We start from the raw sequence: 18327 nt of genomic DNA, 5'->3' as shown, positions 1-18327 counted from the left end.
AGGGCTCAGCGCTCCTCGCGGAATTCGACGTGGCGGCGCACCACCGGATCGTACTTGGTGAGGATGAGCCGGTCGGGATCATTGCGGCGGTTCTTGCGGGTGACGTACGTATAGCCGGTGCCGGCGGTGGAACGCAGCTTGACGGTCAGTCGAATCTCGTTGCGCGCCATCAGATTTTCTCACCCGACCTGCGCAGCCGTGTGACCACGGCTTCGATCCCGTCGCGATCGATGACCTTGATGCCCTTCGCGCTGACCCGCAACCGGATGCGGCGGTCTTCGGATGGCAGGTAGTAGGTCTTGTGCTGCAGATTCGGCGACCACCGCCGTCGGGTGCGGCGGTGCGAATGTGACACCGCGTTGCCGAAACCCACTGTGCGGCCGGTGACTTGGCACCTTGCGGACATGGTGTGACTCCCTGGCTGGTTGGTTCGCTTTCGACAAGCCGTGCCCCGGACTGTAGCCTGATCGGAGCTTAATGACAATCATTTTCAATAAGGGGTGAAGATGCGGACTCCCGTCCTGCTTGTCGCCGGCCAGGGCCCAACCGATGACGTAACCGGACTCCTGTTGGGTCAGCCGGGGACGGTGATCGTCGAGCACCGCTTCGACGGACACGTGGTACGCCGCGCCGTGATCAGCCTGGAGGACGGCGAGCTCAACAGCACCGAGGACGTTCTGGAACTGGCCCGCGGCTGCCTGTCCTGCACCGTCCGCAACGACTTGCTGGTGCTGCTGCGCAAATTGCATCGGCGCTCCAACGTGCAGCGCATCGTCGTGCACTTGGCGGCGTGGCTGGAACCGGAACCGGTCTGCTGGGCCATCAACCATGTCCACGTCCGGATCGGCCCCGGCTTCCTGGACGGTCCGGCGGCCCTGGACGTGGCCATTGCCGGAGTGGTGACGTGCGTCGATTCGGTCAAATGGCTGACCGATGCCCTTGGGGACGGCGTCCTGCCGGACGGCCGCACGGTAGCCCAAGCGGCCGTCAGCCAGGCCGAGTTCGCCGACGTGCTGGTACTCACGCATCCGGAGCCGGTAACGCTGGCGGTGCTACGCCGACTGGCTCCCCGGGCGCGAATCACCGTCGGCGTGGACCGCGTGGAGCTGGCGCTGGCCAATCTGGACGAGTACTCCCGGCGCGGCCGCAGCGATCACCCGCACGCCCCGCTGCTGGCCGGACTGCCCCCGCTCGCCCGCGATCGAAACGTGCAGATCGTCGAGTTCAACGCGCGCCGACCGTTTCATCCGGAGCGTTTGCATGCCGCGGTCGACGTCCTGCTGGACGGGGTGATCCGCACCCGGGGACGGCTCTGGCTCGCCAACCGGCTCGACCAGGTGATGTGGCTCGAGTCGGCCGGCGGTGGCCTGCGGGTCGCCTCGGCGGGGAAGTGGTTGGCGGCCATGACCGCCGCGGAGGTCGCATCGGCCGATCCCGAGCGGCGACTGTTCGCCGAACTGATATGGGAATACCGCCATGGCGACCGCCACACCGCGATGACCGTACTGGTCTGCGGTGCCGACCCCATCGACGTGCGGACGGCGTTGCACGACGCCCTGCTCACTGACGCAGAGATGGCCGATCCGCACCGCTGGGGCGAGTACCACGATCCGTTCGGCGACTGGCACCAGGACCCCTGCCACGAGACGCCGGACGCCGGCGGCGAGTTCACCGCCCACCGCGCCGACGGGCAGCAGGGATGAAGGCCGGCATCCACCCCGACTATCACCCGGTGGTGTTCCAGGACGCCAACACCGGCGCGACCTTCCTGACCCGATCGACGCTGACCAGCAACCGCACCATCGAGTGGGACACCCCAGCGGGCGTGCGTACCTATCCGTTGGTGATCGTGGAGGTGTCGGCGGACTCACACCCCTTCTGGACCGGTACCCAGCGAACCCTCGACAGCGCCGGCCGGGTCGAAAGATTCCGCCGCAGGTACGGCCACCGCGGCAGCCGTCCATAATTTTCGCAGTCCTAAGACGCGCCCTCGCCCACCGTTGTGACCATGGGTCATGTGGGTACAAGATAGGGGTCAGGTAGTCCCGACACCCAACCGAGGACGCGTCGATGAATCTGGTCTTGCAGGCGATTGATGCCGCTGCCAGCAGATTTGCGAACCCGGCGCGGGAATCCGACCCCGACAAGCTGCGGGACGCCGTCTCCGGCAGGACGGTTCTGGTGACCGGAGCGTCGTACGGGATCGGTGAGGCGACCGCCCGCAAGCTGGCCGCCGCGGGAGCGAACGTGTTGCTGGTGGCGCGCTCGGCCGAGCGCCTCGACGACGTCGCTGCCGCGATCAACACCGGCGGGGGAGCGGCGGTTGTCTACCCCACCGACCTGAGCGACGAGGCCGCCGTCAGTGTGCTGACCAAGCAGGTCACCGAGAATCACGGCGCCGTGGACATCGTGGTGAGCAACGCTGGGAAGTCGCTTCGTCGGTCGCTGCATGACCAGTACGACCGCCCGCACGACTTCCAGCGCACCATCGATATCAACTACCTGGGCCCGGTCTGGCTGCTGCTGGGGTTGCTTCCGGCGATGCGCGAGAGCGGCCGGGGGCATCTGGTGAACGTCTCGAGCGTGGGCGTCCGGGTGGCCCCGGGCCCGCAGTGGGGTGCCTACCAGGCTTCCAAGGGCGCCTTCGACCGGTGGCTGCGCAGCGTGGCACCGGAGTTGCACGGCGACGGCATCGACGTCTCGACGGTGTACTTCGCCCTGGTGCGGACCCGGATGATCGAGCCAACCCCGCTGTTGGGCAGGCTTCCGGGTCTGACGCCGGATGAGGCTGCCGATTCGATCGCCAAGGCGATCATCGACCGCCCCCGTACCAACGAGCCGCCTTGGTTGGGACCCGCGGAGGTGGCTTCGGTGCTGCTGGCCGGACCGGCAGAGCGCGCCGCCCGGATCTGGCACAGCCGGTTCTTCGCCGAGTCTGGCGGCGGGCCCTCGTGACTGAAAGCGTTGTGGGTACGACGGCCAGCGCGGTGCTGTCCTCAGGCCTGCTGGGGCCGCCGAGTCCGGCAGCGGCGGTGCGCCTGGCTCGTGAAATCTGTCGGGGCGGCACGAATCTGTACACCGTGCTTGCGGTTTCCGCGGCGCGGTGGCCGGACCGGACCGCGATCATCGACGACGACGGCGCGCTGCGGTACCGGGAATTGCAGGCGATGACCGAAGCACTGGCCGGCGAACTGCTGGACGCCGGTGTCCGGGCCGGACACCCGGTGGGTGTGATGTGCCGCAACGGACGCAACTTCGTGGCCGCGGTGTTCGCCACGGCCCTGGTGGGTGCCGACGTGGTGCTGGTCAACACCGAGTTCCGCACTGACGCGCTCACCGGCGCGCTGGGGGCACACCAGATCCGGACGATGTTCGGCGACGACGAATTCGCCGGCCAGATCAGCCAGACCGACGCACCAATCCGGCTCATCGATCCGCAAACCGTTGCGCCGCGACCCAATCGGTCACGGCCGGGGGTCGCCCCGTCCGGCCGGATGGTGCTGTTGACCTCGGGGACCACCGGTATCCCCAAAGGGGTGCCGCGGACACCGCGGATGAGTTCGGGCGTTGGAGTCAGCATGACGCTGCTGGCCCGCACCCGGCTGCGCGTCGGCTCGCGGATCGCCTTGGCGGCACCGATGTTTCATGGTCTGGGGTTCGGCATCCTGATGCTGGCGATCGCTTTGGGCGGCACGGTGCTGACCCGCCGACGTTTCGACGCCGAAGCCGTGCTGGCACAGGCCTCACTGCACCGCGCCGAGGCGATGAGCGCGGTGCCGATCATGTTGGCCCGCATGCTGGACCTGCCGCAGCGGGTGCGAGCGCGAAACCCGTTGTCGTCGTTGAAAGTCGTCATCTCCAGCGGCGACCGGCTGGACCCCGCCCTGGCCCGGCGGTTCATGGACGCTTACGGTGACGTCCTGTACAACCTGTACGGCTCCACCGAGGTGGGCATCGGATCGCTGGCGACACCGGATGAACTCCGACGGTTCCCCGAAACGGTGGGCAGGCCCGTCGCCGGGTGTCCGGTGCGAATCTACAATCGCGCCGGCAAAGCCGTTGGGCCCCGGGTCACCGGCCGCGTCTTCGTCGGCGGCGGGTTGTCTTCCGAGGGCTACACCGGCGGTGGCGGCAAGACCGTGATCGACGGCATGACCAGCACCGGGGACATGGGCTACCTCGACGAAGCGGGTCGGCTGTACATCGTTGGCCGTGAAGACGACATGATCGTCTCCGGCGGCGAGAACGTCTATCCGCGGGCGCTGGAGAACGCCCTGGCCGGCCACCCGGACGTTGCCGAGAACGCCGTCGTCGGGGTTCCCGACGAGCAGTTCGGCCGCCGGCTCGCGGCCTTCATCGTGCTGCGCCCGGACAGCGACGCCGATGCGCCGGCGCTGCGAGAGTACCTGAAAGGCAAGGTGTCTCGGTTCGAGCAGCCCCGGGACATCAACATCGTCTCGAGCATCCCGCGCAATCCGGCGGGCAAGGTGGTGCGCCGGGAACTCTCCGGCTAGCCGATCCGGGTCGTCAGACCGGTTCGTCGTCTTCGGGTTTGAGTGGTCTCTCGGGGTGGTGCATGCAGTTGGTGCGGGGGCGTCGGTGGTCGAGGTGGCGGGGTGGGATCCATTCGGTGTCGCCGTGGGCGTTTCGGCGAGTGATGTAGTTGCGGAGTTCGACCATGCGGTTATCGGGCCCGCAGGCCAGGGTGAGTTCGTCGATGTGGGTGCGGCGTTTGGCCAGCCAGCCTTCGAGGTGGTGGACCTGGGTCCAGTAGCCGGGCACGGTGCAGCCGGGGCGGGTGCAGCCGCGGTGTCGCCCTAGCAGGGCCAGACGTTGTTCGGGGGTGGCTATGCGTTTGCCGTGATATAGGGCCAGGGTTCGGTCTTTGTCGAAGATGGCCAAGTAGTTGTGGGCGTGTGAGGCCAGCTGGATCACGTCGGACATGGGGAGCAGGGTGCCCCCGGCGGTCAGGGCGCGCCCGGCGCCGGCTTCGAGTTCGGCCAGTGTGGTGGTGATGACGATCGAGGTTGGCAGCCCGTGGTGCTGGCCCAAGGTTTTCGACATCAGCAGGGCGCGCAGCGCGGTGTTTAGGGCGTCGTGGTTGCGTTGCGCCGCGGTGCGGTTGTCGCGGTCCACCGCCTCGGCGGTGGCGCGCCCGTCGATCACCGGTGCGTCGTCGGCCGGATTGCACATCCCTGGTGCGGCGAGTTTGGCCAGCACGGGCTCGACGGTGGCGCGGCATTCGGCGCTGATATACCCACTGATCTTGGACAGGCCGTCGGATTGCTGTTTGCCCAGCGTGATCCCGCGGTTGCGGGCCGGTTCGGGGGCCTTGTCGGGATCGAAGTCGCCGTTGGGTTTGAGGCAGTCCTTGTACACCCGGGCGTACTCGGCCAACTCGTCGGGGCGAAACCCGGTGGCGAACAATGTCAGTTTGGCCTCGGCCACGGCCCGCCCGTGCGCGTCGACGGTGTCGGGCAATTTGGCGAAGAACTTGCGGATCACCCCCACCTGGGCGTCGCCGATGAGCCCGCGGCGTTCGGCGGCCGCGGTCGCGGCCAGCACCGGTTGCAGCGGTTGGCCGGTCAGCGCGCGGCGCGGACCCAGCACCGCGGCCTCGGCGATACGCCGATCCGCCTCGGCTTTGGTGATCCGCAGCCGATCCGCCAACGCTTGACCTAGGGTGCCACCCAGCTCGTATCCGGTGGCCACCAAGCCCAATTGGGTGATCACCGCATGCCCGGGCACGCGCAACTTGCGCACCACCCGTTGCGTACCCTCGATGATTGACAGCAACTCGCCCGTACCGCAGGCGTCAAAATCCAAGTCCCCCAAGCGATCTGCGCATGCTTCAAGCGCGTCGAGAACCTCGACGATCTCTTGCGGCGTGCTCGCTGACATACCCCGATCCTAGGGAGGGGCACTGACAACTCGACCCAAATCTATTGGGCCGCCTAGCCTTCCTCCGGCTCGGGTGTCACCGCGACGACCGCCTTGGACAGCCACTGTGGTGCCAGCACCGAGATCGCCGTGGTCCCCGCGGTGGCGCCGATGACCCCTGTCCAGGCGACCGGGCCCAGCGGCGTACAACCGAAGAACTGGCTCACGACGGGTGTCTGGATGATGCCGACCAGCACTCCGGCACTGCCCAGTGCCGTGGCCACCACCAAAGGGCTGTGCCGCCGGGTCAGCAGCGTCTGGGCCAGCTGAGTGGTCACCAGGGCCGTCAGACCCATTGTGGCCGTTCGACGTTCGGTGCCGGGCGTCCAGCGTCCAATGGCCCAGGCGGTGGTGGCTCCGGCGGCGGTGACGACGCCGCGGTTCACGATGTCGCGCATCAGCGAATCGCCGAGTGACGGCTTGGGCTGGGTGAGCACCTCGAGCTGACGGGTCAGGCGCGCTTCGTCGACCTCGTCGTCGGTGAGACCCTCGTCCTCTTCGGGGTCGTCGTACTGCGAGGTGACCGCCACCGCCAGCGCGGGGAACATGTCGGTGAGCAGGTTCACCAGCAGCAACTGGCGGGTTCCGATCGGCGCGCGGCCCTGGCCGAACGCGGTGCCCAGGATGGTGAACAGCACCTCACCCACATTGCCGCCAACCAGGATGGTGACCGCGTCGCGCACGCCGGCCCACATGTTGCGGCCCTCGACCAGCGCGTCGATCAGCACACCGAGGTCGTCGTCGGTGAGCACGATGTCGGCAGCGCTACGGGCGGCCGAGGAGCCGCGGCCGCTGACCCCGATACCGACGTCGGCCATCCGGATGGCGGCGGCGTCGTTGGCGCCATCACCTACCATCGCGGTGACCCGGCCGCAGCGCTGCAGCGCCGCCACAATCTGCACCTTCTGCTCCGGACTAACCCGGGCGAAGACCTGTACGTCGGCGGCGAGCTTGGCGTGCCCCTCCTCGTCGAGACTGGCGAGTTCGGCCCCGGTCACCACACGCACGTCCTCGGGCAGTCCCAGTTGCCGGGCGATGGCCCGTGCGGTGATGGGGTGGTCACCGGTGATCAGCACGACGTTGCGCTCGGCCTCGATCAGCGCCTCGATCAGCGGTCGCGCCGATTCGCGCGCGGTGTCGGCCAGGCCGACGTAACCCAGCAGTTCCAGGTCGTGGGCTTCGGCGTCGACGGCATCGGCGTCGGTCTCTTCTTCCTGGCTGGTCCCGTTCGGCCACGGGCGCCGCGCCACCGCAAGTACCCGCAGACCCTGCTCGGCCAGGCTGCGTACCAGCGAATCCGCTTGGCCCTGATCGCTTTCCGCATCGTCGAACCGGCAGCGAGGCAGGATCACTTCGGGCGCGCCCTTGACCATCAGCATCGGTGCTGAGTTGCTGTCCGTCCCGATGCCGATCGAGGCTGCGTAGCCGCGGCTCGACTCGAATGGCACCTCGGCCAGGATGGTCCAATCCCCGTTCCCGTGCCCGTTCAGCGACACGGACGCATTGATGATCGCTTCGTCGGTGGCGTGCGCGTGACCCTCACCGTCTTGGGGCTGAGTGGACGCTTGCGCTGCGGCGCGCACCACCTCGGCGTAGCGCGGATCGCTCGGCTCGGGGAACGGATCCTGGGGCGACCAGCCGACCGGAACGGCGCGCACCACGCGCAGCCGGTTCTCGGTGAGTGTGCCGGTCTTGTCGAAACATATGGTGTCCACCCGGCCGAGGGCCTCGATGGTGCGCGGCGAACGCACCAGCACTCCGCGCGCAGTCAGCCGCTGCGCGGCGGCCAGTTGGGACAGAGTGGCCACCAACGGCAGGCCCTCCGGCACCGCGGCCACCGCAATCGCGACGCCGTCGGCCACTGCCTGGCGCAGCGAGGCGCGCCGCAGCAACGCCAAACCAGTCACCGCCGCCCCGCCGGCCAGCGTGAGCGGCAGGACCTTGCTGGTCAGTTCCCGCAGCCGGGCCTGCACTCCGGCCGAGGTCTCGACGTTGGCGACCGCCGAGATTGCGCGCTGCGCGGCGGTGCCCACCCCCGTGGCCACCACGATGGCGCGCGCGCGTCCGGCGACGATGGTGCTGCCCTCGAACAGCATCGACGCCCGCTCCGGGTCGTTGACCGCGACGGGGTCGACCTGCTTGTCGACCGGCAGCGACTCGCCGGTCAGGTACGACTCGTCCACCTCCAGGTCCTCGGCCACCAGCAGGCGCGCATCCGCCGGCACCACTTCCGGCGCGGCAAGGTCGATGACATCGCCGGGCCGCAGCTTCTTCGCCGACACGGTCGCGGTGCGGGTGGCGTGCTGAGCCGCCTCCAGCCGGCGTCGCGTCGTCGCCACCGCCGGCACCACCACGCGACGCACCAGCTGGTCCTGCTCGGCGAACAACTCGGCGGCCGCGGCTTCGGCGCGAAGCCGCTGCACGCCACCGGTCAGCGCGTTGACACCCATCACGCCGGCGACCAGCAGTGCGTCGACGTTGCTGCCGACGATCGCCGAGGCCGCGGCACCGACAGCCAGGATCGGAGTCAGCGGGTCACCGAGCTCGACCCGGGTGGCCGCCGCCAGCCGCCCCAGCAGCTGGGCGGGCCCGCGCAGCGGGGCGACCAACGGCTCGTAGGACAGGTCGTCGAGCCGGCGTCGCCAGGTCGGAGTCGCGGACTCGACCGCCAGCGGCCGCTTGCCGCCGGCCAGCCGGGAGTAGACGATCTCCGGATCCAGCGCATGCCAGGCCGTGAGCGGTTGCGGCGACGGGTCGGGCAGCCGCAACACTCGGGTGGCCGACCAGAACCCGGACAACAGGGCCGAGGCCGCGGCGGCGTTGACGGGGTTCAGCCAGCGCCGCAGGGTGGCCGGGTTGCTGGTCCGGTTGTCCTCGCCGGTGACCAGTAGCAGGCCGGCCAGCGTGGTGCCGCCTTGGGCCAGGTGAACCCCGGATTCACTGGCGGCGCGGGCCACCGGCAGCGCCGAAAGGATCCGCACCGCTGCGGCCAGGTCGGTGCCGGTGATGATGTCCGCGGTCCACGGGGTGGCCGCTCGCGGGTCGTCCAGCGCGATGCCAACGTCGGCGATGGCCAGCGCGGCCAGCGTGTCGGTCGACGCGAAGTCGCGGTGGAGCGCGGTGATCAGCAGCACCGGTCCGCGATCGGTGCGCAGGTCGCGTACCAGCTTCAGCAGCGGCGTGCCGGGCGGATGCGTGGATCCGACGCTGGCCGAGAGGTCTTCGGTGCCGGCCACGTGCCGCAGCACCACCCGGGCGCCGGTACGGTGCGCGGTCTGCAACAACGGGATGGCGTAGGGGTCAACTTCCCATCCCACGTCGACCCGGCCCACCTGCCGGCCCTCGCAGACCAGCTCGGCGTGCTCCAGACCCTGCGCGGGTGTCGCTGAAGACCCTTGCGCGCGTTGCCATTTCAGCCGGGCTCCGGTGGCCGGCAATTCGTCGGGATCGGGTTCGGGCGCCTCTTCGCCGTGCAGCAATGCGTCGGCGACCTCGTAGACGCGGTCATCGTCCCAGCCGGGTTCCTCACCCTGGGCACGCAGAACCGCACGATGGTCACCGCGCAGCGCGGCGCCGTCGATGACGACCACCTTTACCCGGTCCAGCCGGCGCAGCGCGCCAGGGTCGAGCACCAGCAGTCCCGCGTTGGCCAGACCGCGGCCGAGGGTGGTGGCGAACGCCTGGCGGCCGAGATGGGCGGCCTTGGGCACGCCGGCCAGGATCGCTTCGGCGGCCTCGGCAGCGCCCCCGCCGGCGAACAGGGCACCCGCCGCGGCCACCACAGAGCCGCTCGCGGCTTGCGTCACGTAGTCCTCCACCGGGCCGTCCATCGAGCCCTTTTCGGTGTCGATGGCCGAGTCGATCGCGCCGTCGACCACCACATGCGAGGCTTCGCCGGCCGCGGCGGCAGCCCAATTGTGGCGGGGCACTTGCGATTCGGCTCCCGCCGAGGACAGGATCGGGACCACCGGCGCCTGCGGCCGGGTAGGGGAGGCCAGTTCGGGTTCGCGTTCCCGCCACCGCTGGCGGTGCGCCGCCGCCTCGGAGAGCTGCAGGCCCCGCTGCAGCAGGTCCAACAGCGGTGTCCCCACCGACTGGCTCAGCCCGTAAGCCAGCGCCGTCGATCCGCTGAGCGCGATGTCGGTGCCGACGCGACCAAGTCGGGACTCCAGCACCGCCACCACGCGGGGTTGGTAGTTGATCAACGCCGCGGCGGCGCGGGCACTGCGAGGCGCAACCGGCAGCCGGGTGAACCAACCGGTCACCGCGGCACCCACCGCGACAACATCCATCGCGGCGGCGGTCAACGGCACCAGGATCGCCAGTGGGTTGCCCGGGTCGGCGAACGGGGCGGCCTGCGGCGCCACGACATCGCCCGCTTCGGTGAGGTCGGCAGCCACCGCCGAGGCGGTGTCGCGCACCTCGTCCAAGACGGCGTCCGCGTCTGCGGCAGCGGCGATTTCCAGGACCAGCCGGCCCAGCGCCCCTTCGACATGGGCCTCGGCGACGCCCGGAATCCGGCGGACCGGCTCTTCGATTACGGCAGCGTATTCGTGCCAAGTGGGGAAGGGCAGCAACGGGTCGAGGTCCAGATGCACGCGCCGCCCGCTCTGCCAGCGCACTGGGGGTGTGACCGGTTCGGGCGCGCCGTCGAGGGACCCGCCCAGCCCGATCGCGCGGCCGGTGGTGTGCGCCACCGCTTGGGCCACCGGGCCGACCAGTTCCGTCATCGGGCTGGTCAGCGCCTGCATGACGCCGGCTGCCCCGGCGGCGCTTTGCACGCCGGCGCGCACGACCTGTGTGGCCCCTCCGGTGAGAGTGCCGACGATGTCGGCCACACCCGGAATCTTCATCCGTCACCCTTCGACTGCATCTACCGCGCCAATCCTTCCGGTGCCGTCGAGACCTGTCCACACGGCCCGCATGGTTGCCTCTGGGCTACCCCGTCAATGGCAACCCGAAAGCGGGAAACAGCGTCGGATCGAGAAAGACGGTCAGTGCAGCCAGCCCCGCGCCGCCGCTCCGGGGAACAGAGCTGAGGACCTGGATGGAGTGGGCTGCCATGATGCTATCGGTGTTGCGCCGGTATTCGGCGACGGCGGGCTGATCGTTGGCGGCCGTGGCGACCATCACGATGTCGCCGGGCGGGGCGAAGGCGCGCGTAGTCAGGAAGCCCAGCACCGCGTCTCGCCCACTGAACCACATTGGCATTGGCGGCATTTCGAGCCTGACATCGTCCTGCAACAGGGCGGCCAGGGCGGCCATGTCCGCATTCTCGAAGGCCGCGCAATAGCGGTCGAGCAATTCTCTGCGCGCGTCGTCATCCGGTTCGGCTGGTCGGTCTTGGCCGGCGGACACCTCGGCGAGGCGGGCGCGGGCCCGCTGCAGGGAACTGTTGACCGCCGCCGGTGTCGTCTCGAGGAGTTCGGCGACTTCGGCGGCGCTGAATTGGACGACCTCGCGCAGCACCAGCACGGCACGTTGGCGTGCCGGGAGTTCCTGCAGCGCCGTCATCACTGCCAGCCGGACGGTTTCCCGGGCGGCAACGATATCTTCCGGTGTGGCCTGCAGATAGGAGTCGGGGAGCGGTTCCAGCCACTCGTGTGCGGCCTCATGCGACACGTTGTCGCCGGCCAGACCGACACCGGCCGGCAGGACCCGGCGGGCGCGGTTCTCCAAGGCGCGCAGGCAGGCCGTGGTCGCGATGCGGTACAGCCAGGTGCGCAACGCAGCGCGCTCCTCGAACGCCGAATAGCCGCGCCAACCGCGCAGATAGGTCTCCTGCACCAGGTCCTCGGCGTCGTGCACCGATCCGAGCATCCGGTAGCAATGGGCAATCAGCTCGGCGCGATACGGCGCCGCGCGCTCCATGAACTCGTCCTGCTCCGGCACACCCAACTCCTCGCGATTGCCCAATAGATCGCCCTGGATGGATAGATAATTCCGGCCGCCGAAAGTCATCGACCTGGACGGCGATGAATCCATGGGCCGCGACGTATCTGCATTGGGGACAACATCCGATACGGAAGTGAGCACATCATGAATGAACTGGACGGCACGACGGCGATCGTGACGGGCGCCAGCCGCGGATTCGGCCGCGCGATCGCCAAACAGTTGGTGGCGGCCGGCGCGCACGTGGTCGGCATCGCCCGTAACCGCGCTCATCTCGAGCTGGTGAGAGAGGAACTGGGCGACAGGTTCGAGGTGCTGGCAGCGGATGCCGCCGATCCGGCGGTGGCGGGCCGGCTCGTCGCGGAATACCGCCCTCGCACGATCGTGCTGGCCGCCGGGCTGGCACCGCGCATGGCCGCGTTGGCCGATCAGACCTGGGACACCTTCACCGAGAATTGGAATGTTGATGTCTCGCAGGCGTTTCACTGGGTCCAGTGCGCGCTGCGACTTCCGCTGGCGCCGGGCAGCTCGGTGATCGCGATATCCAGCGGCGCCGCGGTCAACGGGTCACCGCTCAGCGGCGGCTACGCGGGCGCCAAAGCCACCGTCAGGTTCATCAGCAGTTACGCCGCGCAGGAATCGGCGCGGGCGGGGCTGGGCATCGACTTCGTCTCGCTGCTCCCGCGCCTGACGCCGGCGACCGATCTGGGCGCAAAGGCGGTGGCGGCGTACGCCGAGCGCCAGGGCGTCGACATCGATGCCTATCTCGAGTCATTCGGGCCGATACTGACTCCTGAGCAGGTCGGCCGGTCGGTGCGCGACCTACTCGGCAAGGGAGCCGGCAAAGCAGCAGACAACGACGGCGCATACCTGCTCACCGCGGCAGGCATAGCGCCTTTGCGATGAGACGGTCCAGATGAAGGAGGCAAGCGCAATGAAGACACCGGAGATCGTTTCCGCGCGGGAGTGGGCCGCCGCCCATGCGCGATTGCTGGTGAAGGAAAAGGAGCTGACCCGAGCCCGCGACGCGTTGGCCGCCGAGCGGCGCCGGATGCCGTGGCTGCTGGTGGACAAGGACTATGCATTCGACGGACCCGACGGCAGGGTCACCCTGCTGGACCTGTTCGCCGGCCGCAGGCAACTGCTGGTGTACCGCGCCTTCTACGGGCCGGATATCCATGGCTGGCCCGAGCACGGCTGCCGCGGTTGCTCGATGATGGCCGACCACGTCGGCAATCTGGCCCACCTGAACGCCCGTGACACCACGCTGGTCTACGTCTCCCGCGCGCCGCAGCCGGACATCGAGCGCCTCAAGGCGCGGATGGGTTGGCAGATGCCGTGGTACACGATCACCGACGAGTTCGATGCCGACTTCGGCGTGGACGAATGGCACGGCACCAACGCGTTCATTCGCGACGGCGATCGGGTGTTCCGCACCTACTTCATCAACAACCGGGGGGACGAGGCGCTCGGGACCACATGGAGCTTCCTGGACATGACCGCACTGGGACGCCAGGAGGACTGGGAGGACTCGCCGGAGGGCTACCCCCAGACCAAACCGTACGAATGGTGGGACTGGCATGACGAGTACGGCCAGCACCAGCCGTCCCGGTGGTTCGGTGAGCCGGATCCTGATGATCCCAATGATCAACGGCCACCGCGAAATTGAAGGTGAAATACGGCAAAGATCGGTAGCCGTCCAAAAACGGCTACGGAACGCAATATCCGCACCGGCACTGCCGGCGCGGATATTGCCTAAAGAATTCTGTGGTGCGCTCTCCCGACGTGGTAACCCGTCGGAAAGGACTTCTCGATGACCTGCAGTTGGTGGTCGACTCTGGACTCCAGCTCAAGGACCACACAACTGTCGCCGACAGTTTTGGACTCGAGAACTATGTAGCGTTGACCGCCATCGGTGATCGGGTCACCGGAGTGCAAATGTTCGACGGGCACCAATTCAGGGTTTCCGTGTGATTCCACCCGAATCACAGTAGGTCAACTCGGCGGGTGAGGGAATAGCCTTACCGGCGGGCCGCCCCCAGCGGCAATTCGGCGAGGCGGGCAAGATTGGGTGCGATGAGTACACCCCAGGCAACGACCTGCTACCGGCATCCCGACCGTGAGACCTACGTTCGGTGCACCCGCTGCGAGCGCCCGATCTGCGGTGACTGCATGCGCAGCGCGGCGGTCGGGCATCAGTGCGTAGAGTGCGTCGCGGCGGGTGCCCGCACCATCCGGGAGAAGCGGACGCCGTTCGGGGGACGGGAACGGTCGGGCGCACCGGTGGTCACGATTGCGCTGATCGTCGTCAACGTGCTGGCCTTCATCGCCGAACTGACGGTGCCCGATGTGCAGAAGCAGTTCACGCTGTGGCCTCCGGCCGTCGCGGACGGGCAGTATTACCGACTGGTGACGTCGGCGTTCCTGCACTACGGCGCACCGCATCTGCTACTCAACATGTGGGCGCTGTACGTGGTGGGCGCGCCGCTGGAGAGATGGCTGGGCCGGCTGCGCTTCACGGCGCTGTACGCGGTGAGCGGCCTGGGCGGGTCGGTGTTGGTGTACCTGCTCTCCCCGTTGAACACCGCCACCGCGGGCGCGTCGGGCGCGGTGTTCGGTCTCTTCGCGGCCCTGTTCGTGGCGGCCAAGCGACTCACCCTCGACGTGCGGGGTGTGGTGGCCGTCATCGTGATCAACCTGGTTTTCACCTTCGTCGTGCCGGCCGTCAGTTCCCACGCGATCAGCTGGCAGGCGCACGTGGGCGGGCTGATCGCCGGCGGGCTGCTGGCGGCGGCGTACGTGTATGCGCCGCGCCAGCATCGGGACGCCATCCAGGCGGCGGCGACGGCGACGGCGTTGACGTTGTTCGCGGTGCTGGTGTGGTGGCGCACCGGCGAGCTCCTCGCCCAGTTCGGTTAGGTCTGCTCGCGCTACCGGGGTGACCCCTCGGCGCAGTAGGTTGGCTGCAATGAGTTGGTGGATTGCCCGGGCCGAGCGGACGCTGAGCGAGCAGGTGCCGGCGGCGCCGGAGCAGGTGCGCGACTACTACGTCGACCTGGACAACATCAGGCTCGTGCACCCGCTGATCGTTTCGGTCGAAGTGCTCTCCCGCACCGAGACGGCCGACGGGTATGAGCAGAGCTACCGGGTGGTGGACCGGATTCCGCTGGGGCCGGTAACCATGAAGGTGACTTATCGTGCGCGGCTGCGTGTTCCGGCGCACGGCGACGTGCTGACCGAAGCCGACCAATCACCGGGCGTGCGCCTGCGCGGGACGGTGAGCTTCATCGCGATCGAGGGCGGCACCCGCATCACCGAACGGATCCGGTTCGAAGCGCCGCGCCCGTTGGCCGCGTTCACCGTCCGGGAGGCGGTCAAGGCACACACCAAGATGCTCTACGGCATCCGGCGGCATTTCGAATCACGCTGACCTATTGGACTTTCCATTCCGAGTCCAGTGCCCGATCCGACAGGTACTTCGTAGAACTCCAGCCGCCGTCGACGACGATGGTCTGGCCGTTGATGAACGCGCCGCCGGGCGAGCACAGGAACGCCACCGTGCTCGCGACATCCTCGACGGTGCCCAGGCGTTGATGCGGTGTCATCTCGGTGTTGATGCGCCGGAATCGCTCGTCGGCCAGCCGGTGCTCGGTCATGGGGGTCTGGATGACCCCTGGGGCCACTGCGTTGCAACGGATTCCCTGCGCACCGTACTGGCAGGCGATATGTGTGGTCATCGCGGTCAGCCCGCCCTTGGCGGCCGAGTAGGCACCGCCGCGCATGCCACCGACGACGGCGAACGTCGAGGTGATGTTGACGATCGCCGATCCGGGCTGCAGATGTGGCAGCACCTCACGGATGAGCCGGAACGGCGCGCGCAGCATCAATCCCAGAAAATGGTCCAGGGATTCGTCATCGGTCTCGTGCAGCGGTTTGGGGCTACCCACGCCGGCGGTGTTGACCACGAAGTCGATGCGGCCCCAACGGGCCAGGGCGGCTTCGGTGATCCGCTTGGGTGCCGCGTCATCGGTGAGATCGGCAGCGTGGGTGGCCACCCGCTCCGGATCGCCGATCGCCTCGGCCAGCGCGTCGAGTTTGGCTTGGTCGCGCCCGGTGGCGAACACCGCGATGCCGGACTCAGCAAGCTTCGCCGCGCAACCGGAGCCGATGCCGCCGGTCGCTCCGGTCACAATCGCTACCTGCATGTCACTGCCCTGCCTTTTCCAGCGTCGCCTTGATCTGGTGCTTGAGCACCTTGCCGGCGTCGTTTTTCGGCAGGTCATTCCAAATGACCACCTGCTCGGGCGCTTTGAAGCGGGCGACGCCGGCGCTCTCCAGGAAGGTACGCAGCCCGGCGACATCGGGTATCGCTGTGCCGGCCGGCACCACCACCGCGCAGGCTCTTTCGCCGGTGCGGGCGTCGGGCAGGCCGACCACGGCGACCTCGGTCACATCGGGATGGTTCACCAGGACGTCCTCTACCTCCTTCGGTGAGATGTTCTCACCGTTACGGATGATGATGTCCTTGGCCCGCCCGGTGACGACGAGGTAGTCGCCGTCGACCCAGCGTGCCAGGTCGCCGGTGCGGAAGTAGCCGTCGGCGTCGAATGATCCGTCCTCGTCCTCCCGATGCAGGTAGCCGACCAGCATTTGTGGTCCGCGCACCCGGATTTCACCCTCGACCAGCTTGACCTCGGCCACACCGACGCGGCCGTCGGTGTCGCAGGCGTGCTCGCGGTGCCCGGGGGAGCCGATTGTTGTCACCGGGACCTCGGTGGAGCCGTACACGCGCGTCACCACAGCGGACTCGAAATACGCTGCCGCTGAACGTATCAGGGACGGTGATACGGAGGCGCCGCCGCAAATGAACACCTTCAGATCCGGCAGCCGGGTATCGGCACGCTGGGCCGCCGCCAACAGTTGGGTCAGGAACGGTGTCGCGCCGGCCATGTGGGTGCAGTGTTCGGCCGCCATCACGCGGACCGCTTCGTCGGCATTCCAGCGCTCCATCAACAGCGCGGTCGCGCCGAGCAGGAAAGGGGCTTCGAAGGCGTAGATGGAACCGCCGATGTGCGCTATCGGTGAGGCGACCAGGAACGAGTCGCCTGGCTCGACCAGCCAATGCTCGCGTATTTGGCGCAGCAGAGCATGGATCGAATTATGGCTGTGCAGAACCCCTTTGGGCCGGCCCGTGGTACCCGAGGTGTAGAGGACAATGCGCACCGCGTCGGGATCCAGCGTGGGTAGCGGCGCGGACACTCCGCCGCCATCGCTGAGCGCGCCGAACGGGGTCTGGTCGGGGGCCCAATCACCGCGCAGCACAACCACTTCTGGTGGTGACTCCAATTGCGCGGTGACCCGGCTCAGCATCGCGGGATAGTCGTACCCACCGAAGCCGCCCGGAATGAAAATGATTCGGCTGTCGGCGTCCTCCAGGATGAATCGTAGTTCGGAGTCGCGCAGCGACGGCAGGATCGGGTTGGCTACCATGCCGGCCAGCGTGGTGGCCAGGTAGATCACCGCAGCCTCGTGCCAATTGGGCAGCATGAACGACACCACGCTGCTCGGCGGGATGCGGTCGGCCAACGCGCGGGCCAACGCTGTGGCCCGTCGGTGCAGGTCGGCGCAGGTGATCCGAATATCGCCGTCGATCAACGCCACCCGGTCCGGGCTGTCCCGCGCGGCCGCAGTTACGGCGTCGGCCAAGGTGGTCCGCGTCCACCAACCGTGCGCGTAAGCCTGGGCGGCGCGCTGCTCGTCCCAACGAACCGATCGCCCGCCGGTGAGCTTCCTAGCCACGCACTCGTCGCATCGTCATCGAATGGCGGAACCGGGACGCCGGGTGGGTGTTGATCGTGACCTGGGCAACCTGACCGTCGGAGGCCCGATAGGTGCGTTGCACCTGCAACGCAGGCGTGCCCGGTTCGATGTCGAGACCAGCGGACAGTTCGGGCGTCAGCAGCACGGCCATGATTTCCTGCTGCACCTCAACGATATTGAGGCCGAACAGGTCCTCGATCAGCGGGAAGATGGGACCCTGGTGGCGCTGCAGCAACCTGCCCACCGCCGCGAACGCGCGGTTGATGTAGTACTCGGTGCGGCACAGCGCGGCGCCGGTGTCCTCGACGCCGTCGGTCTGCCGGAATCCCCGCACCGTCAGCCACTGTTCAGCGATCCCCAGGCCGCTGCGCGCCGCGAGTTCGTCGTCGATGGTGACCATCGCGACCGATTCGATGGCGAACCGGGTACCGGTCGCGAATTCCAGCAGGTCGTTGATCGACATGACGTGCTGGACGTAGGAGTCCGCCGACGGCCGCGGCACCACCAGGGTGCCGGCGCGCGGACGCGACGACACCAGATTGTCGTCGCGCAACCGTCGCAGCGCCTCCCGGATCGAGTAGCGGCTGACCGCGAATCGCTCGCAAAGCTCGTGTTCGGTGGGGAGCTGGGACCCTACCGGGTAGACGCCGTCGACGATCTCCTTGCGTAACGTGC

The 18327-nt window shown here is 68.3% G+C and carries 17 protein-coding genes; 8 read left to right on the top strand and 9 right to left on the bottom strand.

Annotated features, from left to right (window positions below; all coding sequences use genetic code 11):
• Positions 1–5 precede the first annotated feature (5 nt).
• Both rpmG and rpmB read right to left on the bottom strand, forming a co-directional pair.
• A complete protein-coding gene (gene rpmG, locus BN972_RS19975) occupies positions 6–170 on the bottom strand; it encodes a 50S ribosomal protein L33 (protein WP_036361645.1) in 165 nt (54 codons plus the stop codon).
• Positions 170–406 (bottom strand): 50S ribosomal protein L28, encoded by a 237-nt coding sequence (gene rpmB / locus BN972_RS19970; RefSeq protein ID WP_036361644.1) that lies wholly within the window; start codon positions 404–406, stop codon positions 170–172. Before rpmB ends, rpmG begins: the two co-directional genes overlap by 1 nt.
• A 100-nt stretch (positions 407–506) precedes the next feature.
• Here rpmB and mrf point away from each other — a divergent pair, with 100 nt between their 5' ends.
• The 4 genes from mrf to BN972_RS19950 all read left to right on the top strand — a co-directional run bounded on the left by mrf (position 507) and on the right by BN972_RS19950 (position 4514).
• Complete coding sequence (mrf, locus tag BN972_RS19965; RefSeq protein ID WP_036363468.1) at positions 507–1703, top strand: ribosome hibernation factor-recruiting GTPase MRF; 1197 nt, start codon at positions 507–509, stop codon at positions 1701–1703.
• Positions 1700–1966: a type B 50S ribosomal protein L31 gene (locus tag BN972_RS19960; protein ID WP_036361643.1), complete on the top strand. Its 267-nt coding sequence runs from the start codon at positions 1700–1702 to the stop codon at positions 1964–1966. The genes mrf and BN972_RS19960 overlap by 4 nt, the downstream gene beginning before the upstream one ends.
• Positions 1967–2070: 104 nt before the next feature.
• Positions 2071–2955, top strand: coding sequence for an SDR family NAD(P)-dependent oxidoreductase (locus tag BN972_RS19955; protein ID WP_036361641.1), 885 nt, complete (start codon positions 2071–2073; stop codon positions 2953–2955).
• Positions 2952–4514, top strand: coding sequence for an AMP-binding protein (locus tag BN972_RS19950; protein WP_036361639.1), 1563 nt, complete (start codon positions 2952–2954; stop codon positions 4512–4514). The genes BN972_RS19955 and BN972_RS19950 overlap by 4 nt, the downstream gene beginning before the upstream one ends.
• A 13-nt stretch (positions 4515–4527) precedes the next feature.
• Here the strand turns inward: BN972_RS19950 and BN972_RS19945 are convergent, their stop codons facing one another.
• The 3 genes from BN972_RS19945 to BN972_RS19935 form a co-directional block, all read right to left on the bottom strand.
• A complete protein-coding gene (locus BN972_RS19945; RefSeq protein ID WP_036361638.1) occupies positions 4528–5901 on the bottom strand; it encodes an HNH endonuclease signature motif containing protein in 1374 nt (457 codons plus the stop codon).
• Between the two features lie 53 nt (positions 5902–5954).
• Entirely contained in the window at positions 5955–10793 is a 4839-nt protein-coding gene (locus BN972_RS19940) for a cation-translocating P-type ATPase (protein ID WP_036361636.1), read from the bottom strand.
• An 85-nt stretch (positions 10794–10878) separates the two neighbouring features.
• Complete coding sequence (locus tag BN972_RS19935) at positions 10879–11832, bottom strand: RNA polymerase subunit sigma-70 (RefSeq protein WP_036363465.1); 954 nt, start codon at positions 11830–11832, stop codon at positions 10879–10881.
• Positions 11833–11979: 147 nt separating this feature from the next.
• Here BN972_RS19935 and BN972_RS19930 point away from each other — a divergent pair, with 147 nt between their 5' ends.
• The gene (locus BN972_RS19930) at positions 11980–12738 is read left to right on the top strand and encodes an SDR family NAD(P)-dependent oxidoreductase (protein ID WP_036361634.1); all 759 of its coding nucleotides are present in this window, start codon (positions 11980–11982) and stop codon (positions 12736–12738) included.
• A gap of 28 nt (positions 12739–12766) precedes the next feature.
• Entirely contained in the window at positions 12767–13501 is a 735-nt protein-coding gene (locus BN972_RS19925) for a DUF899 domain-containing protein (RefSeq protein WP_036361632.1), read from the top strand.
• Positions 13502–13587: 86 nt separating this feature from the next.
• On the opposite strand, the gene BN972_RS28430 is transcribed toward BN972_RS19925, so the two are convergent.
• Entirely contained in the window at positions 13588–13812 is a 225-nt protein-coding gene (locus BN972_RS28430; protein ID WP_080697031.1) for a hypothetical protein, read from the bottom strand.
• A gap of 96 nt (positions 13813–13908) precedes the next feature.
• On the opposite strand from BN972_RS28430, the gene BN972_RS19915 reads away from it, so the two are divergent.
• Together BN972_RS19915 and BN972_RS19910 are read left to right on the top strand one after the other, a co-directional pair.
• A complete protein-coding gene (locus BN972_RS19915; protein WP_036361629.1) occupies positions 13909–14751 on the top strand; it encodes a rhomboid family intramembrane serine protease in 843 nt (280 codons plus the stop codon).
• Between the two features lie 49 nt (positions 14752–14800).
• Positions 14801–15262 carry an SRPBCC family protein gene (locus BN972_RS19910; protein ID WP_036361628.1) on the top strand — a complete coding sequence of 154 codons (462 nt, stop codon included), beginning with the start codon at positions 14801–14803 and terminating at the stop codon, positions 15260–15262.
• Position 15263: 1 nt separating this feature from the next.
• On the opposite strand, the gene BN972_RS19905 is transcribed toward BN972_RS19910, so the two are convergent.
• The 3 genes from BN972_RS19905 to BN972_RS19895 all read right to left on the bottom strand — a co-directional run.
• A complete protein-coding gene (locus tag BN972_RS19905; RefSeq protein WP_036361627.1) occupies positions 15264–16037 on the bottom strand; it encodes an SDR family NAD(P)-dependent oxidoreductase in 774 nt (257 codons plus the stop codon).
• 1 nt (position 16038) lies between these two features.
• Positions 16039–17631: an AMP-binding protein gene (locus tag BN972_RS19900; RefSeq protein ID WP_036361626.1), complete on the bottom strand. Its 1593-nt coding sequence runs from the start codon at positions 17629–17631 to the stop codon at positions 16039–16041.
• Positions 17624–18327: GntR family transcriptional regulator (locus BN972_RS19895; RefSeq protein ID WP_036361625.1), on the bottom strand; the 704-nt coding region annotated here is incomplete at its 5' end. The genes BN972_RS19895 and BN972_RS19900, both read right to left, overlap by 8 nt.

It is taken from the genome of Mycobacterium asiaticum DSM 44297, assembly GCF_000613245.1.
GTDB classification, from domain to species: domain Bacteria; phylum Actinomycetota; class Actinomycetes; order Mycobacteriales; family Mycobacteriaceae; genus Mycobacterium; species Mycobacterium asiaticum.
Note: the sequence above shows the minus strand (reverse complement) of the source record. Positions and strands in the feature narration are given on the sequence as shown.

Coding starts and splice junctions, on each gene's coding strand:
- rpmG (WP_036361645.1), bottom strand. CDS start 170: ATGGCGCGCAACGAGATTCGACTGACCGTCAAGCTGCGTTCCACCGCC.
- rpmB (WP_036361644.1), bottom strand. CDS start 406: ATGTCCGCAAGGTGCCAAGTCACCGGCCGCACAGTGGGTTTCGGCAAC.
- mrf (WP_036363468.1), top strand. CDS start 507: ATGCGGACTCCCGTCCTGCTTGTCGCCGGCCAGGGCCCAACCGATGAC.
- BN972_RS19960 (WP_036361643.1), top strand. CDS start 1,700: ATGAAGGCCGGCATCCACCCCGACTATCACCCGGTGGTGTTCCAGGAC.
- BN972_RS19955 (WP_036361641.1), top strand. CDS start 2,071: ATGAATCTGGTCTTGCAGGCGATTGATGCCGCTGCCAGCAGATTTGCG.
- BN972_RS19945 (WP_036361638.1), bottom strand. CDS start 5,901: ATGTCAGCGAGCACGCCGCAAGAGATCGTCGAGGTTCTCGACGCGCTT.
- BN972_RS19940 (WP_036361636.1), bottom strand. CDS start 10,793: ATGAAGATTCCGGGTGTGGCCGACATCGTCGGCACTCTCACCGGAGGG.
- BN972_RS19930 (WP_036361634.1), top strand. CDS start 11,980: ATGAATGAACTGGACGGCACGACGGCGATCGTGACGGGCGCCAGCCGC.
- BN972_RS19925 (WP_036361632.1), top strand. CDS start 12,767: ATGAAGACACCGGAGATCGTTTCCGCGCGGGAGTGGGCCGCCGCCCAT.
- BN972_RS19915 (WP_036361629.1), top strand. CDS start 13,909: ATGAGTACACCCCAGGCAACGACCTGCTACCGGCATCCCGACCGTGAG.
- BN972_RS19910 (WP_036361628.1), top strand. CDS start 14,801: ATGAGTTGGTGGATTGCCCGGGCCGAGCGGACGCTGAGCGAGCAGGTG.
- BN972_RS19905 (WP_036361627.1), bottom strand. CDS start 16,037: ATGCAGGTAGCGATTGTGACCGGAGCGACCGGCGGCATCGGCTCCGGT.